The 9,381-nt window shown below is 68.8% G+C and carries 15 protein-coding genes; 4 read left to right on the forward strand and 11 right to left on the reverse strand.

Annotation, left to right across the window (positions count from 1 at the left end):
• Positions 1-13: 13 nt before the first annotated feature.
• The 3 genes from MKK65_RS16290 to MKK65_RS16300 form a co-directional block, all read right to left on the reverse strand.
• The gene (locus MKK65_RS16290; protein ID WP_243958947.1) at positions 14-370 is read right to left on the reverse strand and encodes a hypothetical protein; all 357 of its coding nucleotides are present in this window, start codon (positions 368-370) and stop codon (positions 14-16) included.
• Between the two features lie 126 nt (positions 371-496).
• Positions 497-952, reverse strand: coding sequence for a hypothetical protein (locus MKK65_RS16295; RefSeq protein WP_243958949.1), 456 nt, complete (start codon positions 950-952; stop codon positions 497-499).
• Positions 924-1,226: a hypothetical protein gene (locus tag MKK65_RS16300; protein WP_243958951.1), complete on the reverse strand. Its 303-nt coding sequence runs from the start codon at positions 1,224-1,226 to the stop codon at positions 924-926. The genes MKK65_RS16295 and MKK65_RS16300 overlap by 29 nt, the downstream gene beginning before the upstream one ends.
• 384 nt (positions 1,227-1,610) lie before the next feature.
• Between MKK65_RS16300 and MKK65_RS16305 the strand changes: the two genes are divergently transcribed.
• On the forward strand, positions 1,611-1,964 hold the full coding sequence (locus MKK65_RS16305) for a hypothetical protein (protein ID WP_243958953.1): 354 nt from the start codon (positions 1,611-1,613) through the stop codon (positions 1,962-1,964).
• A gap of 16 nt (positions 1,965-1,980) precedes the next feature.
• Here MKK65_RS16305 and mepA read toward each other — a convergent pair whose 3' ends face one another.
• Positions 1,981-2,916, reverse strand: a complete 936-nt coding sequence (gene mepA / locus MKK65_RS16310) for a penicillin-insensitive murein endopeptidase (protein WP_243958955.1) — start codon at positions 2,914-2,916, stop codon at positions 1,981-1,983.
• Positions 2,917-3,035: 119 nt separating this feature from the next.
• On the opposite strand from mepA, the gene MKK65_RS16315 reads away from it, so the two are divergent.
• Positions 3,036-3,419: a PRC-barrel domain-containing protein gene (locus MKK65_RS16315; protein WP_243958957.1), complete on the forward strand. Its 384-nt coding sequence runs from the start codon at positions 3,036-3,038 to the stop codon at positions 3,417-3,419.
• 193 nt (positions 3,420-3,612) lie between these two features.
• Here the strand turns inward: MKK65_RS16315 and MKK65_RS16320 are convergent, their stop codons facing one another.
• The 4 genes from MKK65_RS16320 to fumC all read right to left on the reverse strand — a co-directional run bounded on the left by MKK65_RS16320 (position 3,613) and on the right by fumC (position 6,269).
• Entirely contained in the window at positions 3,613-4,230 is a 618-nt protein-coding gene (locus tag MKK65_RS16320) for a ParB-like protein (RefSeq protein WP_243958959.1), read from the reverse strand.
• 71 nt (positions 4,231-4,301) lie between these two features.
• Positions 4,302-4,532, reverse strand: coding sequence for a ribbon-helix-helix domain-containing protein (locus tag MKK65_RS16325; RefSeq protein ID WP_058195040.1), 231 nt, complete (start codon positions 4,530-4,532; stop codon positions 4,302-4,304).
• A gap of 10 nt (positions 4,533-4,542) precedes the next feature.
• Positions 4,543-4,746, reverse strand: a complete 204-nt coding sequence (locus tag MKK65_RS16330; RefSeq protein ID WP_058195041.1) for a DUF4169 family protein — start codon at positions 4,744-4,746, stop codon at positions 4,543-4,545.
• A gap of 107 nt (positions 4,747-4,853) precedes the next feature.
• Positions 4,854-6,269 carry a class II fumarate hydratase gene (gene fumC, locus MKK65_RS16335; RefSeq protein WP_243958961.1) on the reverse strand — a complete coding sequence of 472 codons (1,416 nt, stop codon included), beginning with the start codon at positions 6,267-6,269 and terminating at the stop codon, positions 4,854-4,856.
• A gap of 121 nt (positions 6,270-6,390) precedes the next feature.
• On the opposite strand from fumC, the gene MKK65_RS16340 reads away from it, so the two are divergent.
• Together MKK65_RS16340 and MKK65_RS16345 are read left to right on the forward strand one after the other, a co-directional pair.
• The gene (locus tag MKK65_RS16340; protein WP_243958963.1) at positions 6,391-7,800 is read left to right on the forward strand and encodes a cytochrome P450; all 1,410 of its coding nucleotides are present in this window, start codon (positions 6,391-6,393) and stop codon (positions 7,798-7,800) included.
• Positions 7,801-7,861: 61 nt separating this feature from the next.
• Positions 7,862-8,119 carry a hypothetical protein gene (locus MKK65_RS16345; protein WP_243958965.1) on the forward strand — a complete coding sequence of 86 codons (258 nt, stop codon included), beginning with the start codon at positions 7,862-7,864 and terminating at the stop codon, positions 8,117-8,119.
• 154 nt (positions 8,120-8,273) lie between these two features.
• On the opposite strand, the gene MKK65_RS31235 is transcribed toward MKK65_RS16345, so the two are convergent.
• From MKK65_RS31235 to MKK65_RS16355, 3 genes are read right to left on the reverse strand one after another with little or no spacing between them, the layout of a single operon-like run.
• On the reverse strand, positions 8,274-8,408 hold the full coding sequence (locus tag MKK65_RS31235) for a hypothetical protein (protein ID WP_279596777.1): 135 nt from the start codon (positions 8,406-8,408) through the stop codon (positions 8,274-8,276).
• A gap of 4 nt (positions 8,409-8,412) precedes the next feature.
• A complete protein-coding gene (locus tag MKK65_RS16350) occupies positions 8,413-8,676 on the reverse strand; it encodes a hypothetical protein (protein ID WP_243958968.1) in 264 nt (87 codons plus the stop codon).
• 37 nt (positions 8,677-8,713) lie between these two features.
• Positions 8,714-9,343, reverse strand: coding sequence for an SspB family protein (locus tag MKK65_RS16355; protein WP_243958970.1), 630 nt, complete (start codon positions 9,341-9,343; stop codon positions 8,714-8,716).
• Positions 9,344-9,381 lie beyond the last annotated feature (38 nt).

Consider the following 9,381-nt stretch of genomic DNA (forward strand, 5'->3'; position numbering starts at 1 on the left):
GTTCGGCGAACGCTCAGCGTGGGACGAACACGCCCGGTACGACCTTGCCGGTCCGGCCGAACATCTCATCGGCGCGGGCGCAGCTGGCCGGCACATCCTTCTCGTACACGGCCAGGTACGATTGGGCGTGTAGCAACAGGGTATCGCGTTCGAGATCCGCCGGATCGACGCCCATCGCCTTGACGACGCTCTTGAAGCGGTCCCCGTCGGTTCGCAGCGCCTCGCAATGGACGTTCACGAAACCAGCCAGCCCGGCGAGCTTGGCCGCCTTGAGGGCGTTGGCCGGCGGTTCCACCGGCGCCTGACCGAGGGCGGGCGCTGCGATGGCGGCCAGGACAAGCGTCGCCGGCAACAGGCTGCGGATTCGCATTCAAGGACACTCCATCATGGGCGCCGGGATCGCGGCCGAGGAGGCCGGGCGGCTATCGGATCAGCCAATTCGATCGGTCGACCGCGGGCGGCGACATCGCCACGGACCGCGCATCGCGACTGACTATCACCGGTCGATACAGTTCTCCACGAACATCGCCCGCGCGCGTTCCAGGCGCGAGTACTCGGCCATGCTTCCCGGATTGCGCAGCTCAGCGCCCTCGGGCAGGCGTCCGGCGAAGTCCGCGTCGACTTTGGCGACGAAGGGGCGCGGGCCCGTATAGGTTCCCATGCGGTTCCTGACCTCGACCGTGCCGCAAATTCCCCCGGTGCGGCCCCGCCGCAGGCCCGCCACCTGGGCGTCGGTGCTGTGCAAATGCCGTCCGATGAGGGCGAGCACGGCCTGCGTGTCGTCCGGGCCGATCGCCAAGGCCGAGAGGTCGGTCACACTCTGGGCCCTGCCGCCGCTCACCGTCTGCCCAAGCAGCGTGAGGCCGAGTGCCAGGGCGGTGACGCCCCCGCCGCTGCGGCGCCCGACCGCCGGCACCGGACCGCTACTCCGGATCCGCCGCTTCTCGCGCATGGAGCGATAGGCAGGTCCGCACCATGTCGTCCAGCCTCAGATCCTTGGTATCGCCGATATTCGTCGTCTCCTCCAGGCAATGCATGAAGTAGCGGCTGTCGAGATCGGGCGACAGCGCATGCATCGCCTTGCCCATCCGGTCGGTGAAATCGATCTTGTCGACCATGGAGGCGCGCGGCCAGAGCGACGCCTTGTCGTCCACCTTGAGCCGTGCCCAGGCCGGCGCGCTCACGAGGGTCGAGGCTACCAGCACGGCCGTCAGCAATCGGGTCACGGTGCGCGCTCTCCAGACGGGGTATCGGTTGCACGACCCTCGTTGCATACGTGTTTGCGGCGGGACACAAGCGCGCCGTGCAATGAAGCGTAAAAATAAGAGCCTTCGATCATAGAAACCGTATATTATTATGGTTTTATCCTGTTTTATCTGCCGCAATATCCCGGCTCATCACGTCCATCGGCGAGAGCCCCCCTGACGATGCCAGTTTGTGGCCTGGCAAGCGCCGGGATCCGGACGTATTGCTTCCCATATCGCACCAAACGCCGTAGCGTGACGCGTCTCATCTCCGGTTGCTCGAGTTCGGCATACCGATCTGTTCGCGAGTGGGAGCGCCGTCAACGCCGCATGGTCCGGGCCGTATCCGCTCTCTTGTGTCTGGCGATGGCGACCGGCTCGTCGGGCGGCCGCGCCCAGATTGTCGACGATGGCTCCGGCGCCGCCCTGGGGCCGGCGGATACCCGCACGGTCCTCGATCTGATCGAGAGGCACCTGAAGAGCCCGGACGCGAAGGTCACGGTGCTGCGCCGGAGCGCAGGAGCGATCATCTGCGGTTCGGTCAACGTGAAGAACCGGGAGGGGCTCTACACGGGCGAGCGCGGCTTCGTGGTCGATCTCGCCACGTCGTTCTTCGGCCGCGTCCCCGACGGCCCGGAACTCATGACGTTCCGGCCCGGGGAGGCGTATCAGGCCATGGAGCGGATCCGGCAGATCTACTTCGACCGGTGCCTGGACTGATCCGCGCGCCGGTTCGCTACGGTGCCTTGAGCACCGCCCGGCAGGCGGACGGCAGGGCCGCCATGGTCATGGCGGGCTTGGGCTTCGGCGGTACCTTGGGCGGCTTCGGGTGCAGCACCGCGTCGGAGAACCAGTAGCCGAGATCGTCACAGCCGTCGGTGGCGGCGGGGGCGCCCTGGGGCTGGCAATCGTCCTGGCCGGCCGGGCAGGCCAGACGGATATGGTAGTGGTAATTGTGCCCGTACATCGGGCGTACCTTCGACATCCAGCTCCGGCCCGACGCCTCCCGGCACAGGGCCTTCTTGATCGCCGCGTTGACGAAGATGCGCTCCACCTCCGGCTGCTCGGCGGTGAGCTTGATCAATTGCAAATGGGTCGGCGTCCAGACCTCCGGGTCGATGTCGAGGCGGTCCGGGCGGACCATGTCGGTGGCCGACGTCTCCTCGCGCTCGGCCCGGCTCAGGCGGTGGTCGGGCATCGGCGTCAGCCAGACATCCGCATCGATGCCGATCTGGTGCGAGGCGTGGCCGGTGATCATCGGGCCGCCACGGGGCTGGGCCATGTCGCCGACGAGCAGGCCCGGCCAGCCGACCCGAGCCGCCTTCTGCGACAGGCGCTCAACGAAATCGATTAGATACGGCGTGCCCCACATCCGGTTGCGGGACGGGCGCATGACCTGCCAGTTCGGCCCGTCCATCGGCAGCGCCTCGCCGCCGGCGAAGCAGCCCTTGGCGTAGAACCCGTAGATATGGGCCGGCCCGCTGGAGGCGCGGGTGACGCGGCCGAACAGAGCCTTGGCCGGGGTCGAGGGCGCGTCCGGGTGCTCCAGGGGCGGCAGCGGTTTCGGATTAACGCTGCCGCGGTCCTGGGCGTGCGCCCCCGTGGCGGACAGGATCAGGGCGGCGAGGGCGACGCCCGCAATGGGGCTCGGGGTGGGGCGCAGAATCGGCATGCGGGGAGCTGTTCGTCCGTCTGAAGGGGCGGGCGTGGGCCCAGACCGGAACGTGGGGCATCGCCGGGGCGTTTTTCAGGCAGCAACCCAAACGCGAAGCATACCCCCGGGAGGCGAACATGGCGGCCAATCCTCGACCCGCACCGCGGCAGCCCCGCAGCCTGATCGCCAGCGATCGGGTCATCGGCACGGATGTGCGCCGGCCGGACGGCAGCAAGGTCGGCCGGATCGAGCGGCTGATGCTCGACAAGGTTTCGGGCCGGGTCGCCTACGCGGTGATGAGTTTTGGCGGCTTCCTGGGGCTTGGCGAAGATTTCTACACGCTGCCCTGGTCGGTGCTGCGCTTCGCGCCCGAGCAGGACGCCTACGTGCTTGACCTCACCGAGGAGCAGCTGCGCGCCGCCCCCGCCCGCACCCCCGAGGGCACCGACCCGGCGCAGGACGGTGCCTGGGAGGAGCAGATTCATCGCTACTACGACGCCGCGCCCTATTGGGGGATCTAGGCGAACCCGCCGTGCACGCTTCCCCCGTGGAGGCTCGCGGACTCACACATTGAGTTGGGAGAACACACGGGAGACACCGTGGCTCTCCCTCCCCCGCAAAGGGGGGAGGGAGGCGCGCTCGGGGCCGCCGTTGGTTCTCATCCGGCAGCGATATGAGAACCGCCTGGCCCGCACGGGCGAGGGGCCCTGCGCCTCAGCCCTCCGAAGGGCCGCACCAGCCCGGCAGGTAGCCGGCGTCCTTGGACTTCGCCAGGGCCATAGCCTTCTCCAGCGCCTCCGAGAAATCACCCTCGACGCGCTTCTCCTTGATGTTGCGGCGTAGAAAGTCCGCCCAGAGGAACTCGCTGAACGGGGTCGTGTCCTTGGCGAAGCCGCCGGCCCGGCGCAGCTCGCCCGCGAGGCTGCGGTACGGATCGTCGGCGAGGTCGGCGATCGCCTTGGGGATGTCCTTGAAATCCCGCCGCACGCCCTCGGCATCGTAGGGGTAGACCCAGGATTTGTGGTCGCAGACCGTCCAGAACGCATCCTTCTCCAGGTGATGCAGGTCGGCCAGAACCGTGACCAGCACGCTCTCGACGCCCTCTTCCTGCAGGGCCCGGGACAGGTGATGGTGGTCGACGACGTAGTGGCGCTTCTTCGGCCCGAGCACGGTCGGGATCATGTGTGCCCCGAGGAATGCCTTCTTCTTGTCGCCGTCGTAGCTCCGCCACCGCCGACGCTTCTCGGCGACCTCCCGGTAGCCCACCGTCATCTGGGTCGGGCGCAGCTCGGTGATTGGGATCGGCTTGAGCAGCGGCTCGCGGATGGGCATGGATCAGGCTTCCTGCGTGGTTCTGTCACGCCCTTCCCACAACGGGTCGCCGACCGGAAGGCCGGATGCGCTCACGTTTCGCGGATCGGCCCGGCCCGCACGGCGTCCAGCACGAACACCCGGATCGCCGAGGACAGGTTCTGGCCGCCGCGTCCGGCATCGATCGCGCCGATCAGCGCCTGGACCGACTGGCCGCGCGTCTCCGCGACCTCCCGGAGCGCCGCCCAGAACGGATCCTCCAGGGACACGCTGGTGCGATGGCCCGCGATCACCACCGAGCGCTTGCTGACGCCCGCGCTCACGTTGGGCGCATCATGGGGACGAATCGGAATCCGGCTCGCCGCGCTCAAGCCGGTGGCCCTCGTGGCGGTCGATCTCCAGGGCCTTGCGCCGTTGCTGCAGGGTCTTGGCCTTCTTCGGACGCCCGAAGGCGATCCGGTTCTCCTCGGCCTTGGCGTCCTCGGCTGCGCGGGCCTTGGCCTTGCGGACCTGGCGCAGGTTGATGATCTCGGCCACGGATCGCCTCCCGGCTCTTGGTTGGGGGCGGAGCCCCAAGACACCAGGGCTCCGCCCTGGACCCGCACAAGGTCCTGGACCTTGCGGATCCGGGACCTGCAAAACCGTTATTCGGCGCTGGGGGCCAGCATCGTCTCCGGCCGGACCACGCGCTCGAACTCCGCTTCCGTGACGTAGCCCAGGCGCAGCGCCTCCTCCTTGAGGGTGGTGCCGTTCTTATGGGCGGTCTTGGCGATCTCGGCGGCCTTGTCGTAGCCGATCGAGGGGGCGAGCGCGGTCACCAGCATCAGCGAGCGGCTCATCAGGTCGGCGATCTTGTCTTCGTTGGCCTTGATGCCGACCACGCAATTGTCGGTGAAGCTCACCGCGGCGTCGGCGAGCAGCCGGATCGACTGCAGCACGGCATTGGCGATCACCGGCTTGAACACGTTCAGCTCGAAATGGCCCTGCGAGCCCGCGAAGCTCACCGTGGTGGCGTTGCCGACCACCTGGCAGCAGACCATGGTCAGGGCTTCGCACTGGGTCGGGTTGATCTTGCCGGGCATGATCGAGGAGCCGGGCTCGTTCTCCGGCAGCGACAGCTCGCCGAGGCCCGAGCGCGGACCGGAGCCGAGCAGGCGGATGTCCTGGGCGATCTTGAACAAGCCGGCGGCGAGCGCCGAGAGCGCGCCCTGCGTGAACACCAGCGCGTCGTGGGTGGCCAGCGCCTCGAACTTGTTGTCGGCGCTGGTGAAGTGCAGCCCGGTCAGCGCCGCGACCTTGGCGGCGAACTTCTCGGCGAATGCGGGGTGCGCGTTGAGGCCGGTGCCGACGGCGGTGCCGCCTTGGGCCAGCGCCAGCACGCCGGGCAGCGTGGCGGCGACGCGCGAGCCGCCGAGCGCCACCTGGGCGGCGTAGCCGGAGAATTCCTGGCCCAGCGAGACCGGGGTCGCGTCCTGCAGGTGGGTCCGGCCGATCTTGACGATCGATTCGAACGCCTTGGCCTTTGCGTCGAGCGCCGTGTGCAGATGGGTCAGGGCGGGCATCAGCCGCTCGCTGATCTCCCGGGCCACGGCGATGTGCATGGCGGTCGGGAAGGTGTCGTTCGAGGACTGGCCGCGGTTGACGTGGTCGTTCGGGTGGATCGGCGTCTTGCCGCCGCGCTTCCCGCCCAGCGCCTCGTTGGCGAGGCTCGCGATCACCTCGTTGGCGTTCATGTTCGACTGCGTGCCCGAGCCGGTCTGCCAGACCACGAGGGGGAACTCGTCGTCGTACTGGCCGGCCACGACCTCGGCGGCCGCGGCCGCGATGGCGTCGGCGAGCTTGGGCTCCAGCGCGCCGAGATCCTTGTTCACCAGGGCGGCCGCCTGCTTCACCAAGCCCAGCGCGTGGACCAGCGGCGCCGGCATGCGCTCGGTGCCGATCTTGAAGTTCTGGATCGAGCGCTGGGTCTGTGCGCCCCAATACCGGTGGGCCGGGACCTCGATCGGCCCGAAGGTGTCGGACTCGGTGCGGGTGGCGGTTCCGGTCTCGGTGGGCGACATCGTGGCCTCTACGTTTGGTGCAGTGCGGTGCCTACTTAAATGAGGCGCGGGTGAATCGCGATGCCGGTTTTCCCCGGCGCCGGACAAGAGCGGGGCTCTGTTCCCGCCGGACAAGGAGCCGATGAACGCGACGATCGACCGAGCCGACCGCGATCTGGCCGCACACGAATCCGCCACCCGGTTCCGCCCGCCCGTGCCGCGCCCGTTGCGCGAGCCGCTGGGCCTGTTCGACTTCCTCCGGGCCGCTCGGAAGAACCCGATCACCACCTGGATGGACGTGCATTTCAAGGAGCCGGTGGTGGCCGCCGAGGGCGCCATGGGCCGGATCACCGTGGTCAGCGACCCAGCGCTGATTCGCTATCTCCTGGTCGAGAACGTCGAGGGTTACCGCAAGGACGATTTGCAGCGCCGGGTTCTGGCGCCGGGCCTGGGCAACGGCCTCCTGAGCGCCGAGGGCGACGAGTGGCGGCTCCAGCGCCGGACGCTGGCGCCGATCTTCAACGCCCGCACGGTCCAGGGCTTTTCCGACGCGATGAACGCGGCCGGGGCCAAGCTGGGGCGCCGCCTCGCCCGCCGGGGCGGCAAGCCCGTCGACGTCGCCCTGGAGATGACCCGCGTCACCCTCGACGTGCTGGAGCGGACGATCTTCACGCAGGGCTTGCCGGGCGACCCGGACGCCCTGGGCCGCGCCATCACCCGGTTCCTGGAGGCGGTGGGGCCGATCGACCCCCTCGACGTGTTCGGCGTGCCCGATTTCGTGCCGCGGATCGGTCGCTTGCGGGCGCGGCCGGCGGGGCGGTTCTTCGCCGAAGTGGTCGACGAGCTCATCGCCCGGCGCAAAGCGGCGATGGAGCGGGGCGAGGCGCCCCGCGATCTTCTGACCCTGCTGCTCGCCGCGCAGGATCCCGAGACCGGCAACGGGCTCTCGGACCTCGCCGTGAAGGCCAACATCGTCACCTTCATCGCGGCCGGCCACGAGACCACGGCCAATTCCCTGACCTGGGCGCTCTACTGCCTGTCGCAGGATCCCGCCGCGCAGGCGCGGGTCGAGGCCGAGGTCGACGCCGCGGGCGCGGGCGATTTCGCCGTCGAGCAACTGCCCTACACGCGGGCGGTGATCGAGGAGGCGATGCGCTTGTTCCCGCCGGTGCCGTTCCTCAGCCGGCAGGCGACCCGGGACGATCGCCTCGGCCGGATCAAGATCCCGCGCGGCTCGCTAGTGATGGTGGCCCCCTGGGTGCTCCACCGCCACCAGACGCTCTGGGAGGATCCCGAGGCGTTCATGCCCGAGCGCTTCCTGCCCGAGAACCGAGACGCGATCCCGCGCTTCGCCTACCTGCCCTTCGGCGCCGGCCCGCGGGTCTGCATCGGCCAGAGTTTTTCCATCCAGGAGGCGGTGATCGTGCTCGCCCACGTGGTCCGGGCGGTGCGCTTCCATCTGCCGGCGGATCATCCGCCGGTCAGCCCGCTCCACCGGGTGACGCTCCGGCCGGAGCACGGCTTGCGGATGGAGGCGGAGCTGCGGGGCTGAACAGCTTGACGAGGTCCCTGCCGGTTCGCACCTTGTGGACCGGGTTGAGGGAGATTCCCCGATGTCCGGTACGGCAGCGCCCCCCACGCTCGACTACGCCGAGCAGGTCGCCCGCGTTTTGCGGTCCAACGCGGAGACGGAAAAGTTCGTCGCCGAGCAACGCAAGCTGATCGCGGAGCAATCCAAGCTTCAGGCCGAGACCTTGAAGATCGGCCGAGATCGCGTGCTCGCCCCGCTTTCGATCGGCTTGGCCGGCATGGCCGCCGCGGCCGCGTTCTTCGGGGCCGGGGCGGCCTTCGTCAAACTGCTCGGCCCGTGATGACGCCTGTGAGGCGATGGCCTGCGGGGGACCGTCGAGGTGTCGGTGAGCGCCGCCACCGGGCTCGAAACGGTGGCTGAGGTTCATGAAGCCACGCTGACGATGGACTGGCGCCGGCGTGTCGTCGTATCGGGGTGGTCTTCGGTAAGGCGCTTCAATCGCCTCGGCGTGCTTCGAGCCGGCGCGTGTTGCGATCGTAGATGCGCGCGGCCACGAAGAGGCCCCCGAGGCCGAGCACCGACATGGCGACGGCGATCATCAGGATCTGAAGGGCATAGCTCTGGGGCATCCAGCTACTCCTCGGCGCGCAGGAACAACCGAATCGCGATCTGTCCGATCACATGTAAGATGACGGACGCGAGCAGAAAAGCCCAGCCGTTGTTGGTGAACACATCCGCAGGATGCTGAACCAGCGGGCTGATGAACGCCGTTCCGAGCGTGAGGATCGCCGTTGCGTTGAAGAAGGTCGCGACGAGCTTCACGCCTTCATTGAATCGTTTCGCGCGATGCTTGCGCTCCGCGGCCGACATGATCGGCTGCGCGACAGTCTCGTCCACCGATGAAGCCCCGGGCCGTCGATTCGGCCCGGTGAGTTCAGCTCTTCTTCCGGAATGCGTCCAGGCTCACGACCTCGGCGCTGCCCTCCTCGCCCTCCTTCTTGGCGGCGGGGCGGGGGGCCTTCTCGTCCGGCTTGGCGCTGGGCTGCTTGTCGCCCTGGGCGGCCGGCGCCGGCAGAACCTTCGGGGCGGCCGAGCCGATCGTGGCAAGCCCGGCGCCCTTGGGCCGGACTTCGCTCGGCTCGGAGCCGGCGCCGCGCGGGCCGGCCTTGGCCGGGGCGGCGTTGGCCTCCTCGGGCACCTCGCCGGCCTCGGTCAGGTCGAACTTCAGGCCGAACTGCACGGAGGGGTCGAAGAAGCCCGACAGAGCGTCGAACGGCACCAGCAACCGCTCCGGCACGCCCGAGAAGGACAGGCCGACCTCGAAGGTGTGCTCGTGGACGCTGAGGTCCCAGAACTGGTGCTGCAGGACGATGGTCATGTCCTGGGGGTACTTCTCGCGCAGGGCCTGCGACATCCGCACGCCGGGCGCCTCCGTCCGGAACGAGACGTAGAAGTGATGGTCGCCCATCAACCCGTCTCGGGCGGCGTCGGTCAGCACCTTGCGGACCACCCCGCGAAGGGCGTCCTGCACCAGGAGATCGTAGCGGATCAGGTCGTCTGCCATCTGCGGTCGCGCTCTCGCCCGGTCTGTGCCCAGCGCCC

It is taken from the genome of Methylobacterium sp. J-001 (assembly GCF_022829565.1).
In the GTDB taxonomy this organism is placed as follows: Bacteria; Pseudomonadota; Alphaproteobacteria; order Rhizobiales; family Beijerinckiaceae; genus Methylobacterium.

What these genes read in the sequence shown, in the direction of transcription:
- MKK65_RS16290 (WP_243958947.1), bottom strand. Translation starts at nt 370, where the DNA reads ATGCGAATCCGCAGCCTGTTGCCGGCGACGCTTGTCCTGGCCGCCATC.
- MKK65_RS16295 (WP_243958949.1), bottom strand. Translation starts at nt 952, where the DNA reads ATGCGCGAGAAGCGGCGGATCCGGAGTAGCGGTCCGGTGCCGGCGGTC.
- MKK65_RS16305 (WP_243958953.1), top strand. Translation starts at nt 1,611, where the DNA reads ATGGCGACCGGCTCGTCGGGCGGCCGCGCCCAGATTGTCGACGATGGC.
- mepA (WP_243958955.1), bottom strand. Translation starts at nt 2,916, where the DNA reads ATGCCGATTCTGCGCCCCACCCCGAGCCCCATTGCGGGCGTCGCCCTC.
- MKK65_RS16315 (WP_243958957.1), top strand. Translation starts at nt 3,036, where the DNA reads ATGGCGGCCAATCCTCGACCCGCACCGCGGCAGCCCCGCAGCCTGATC.
- MKK65_RS16320 (WP_243958959.1), bottom strand. Translation starts at nt 4,230, where the DNA reads ATGCCCATCCGCGAGCCGCTGCTCAAGCCGATCCCAATCACCGAGCTG.
- fumC (WP_243958961.1), bottom strand. Translation starts at nt 6,269, where the DNA reads ATGTCGCCCACCGAGACCGGAACCGCCACCCGCACCGAGTCCGACACC.
- MKK65_RS16340 (WP_243958963.1), top strand. Translation starts at nt 6,391, where the DNA reads ATGAACGCGACGATCGACCGAGCCGACCGCGATCTGGCCGCACACGAA.
- MKK65_RS16345 (WP_243958965.1), top strand. Translation starts at nt 7,862, where the DNA reads ATGTCCGGTACGGCAGCGCCCCCCACGCTCGACTACGCCGAGCAGGTC.
- MKK65_RS31235 (WP_279596777.1), bottom strand. Translation starts at nt 8,408, where the DNA reads ATGCCCCAGAGCTATGCCCTTCAGATCCTGATGATCGCCGTCGCCATG.
- MKK65_RS16355 (WP_243958970.1), bottom strand. Translation starts at nt 9,343, where the DNA reads ATGGCAGACGACCTGATCCGCTACGATCTCCTGGTGCAGGACGCCCTT.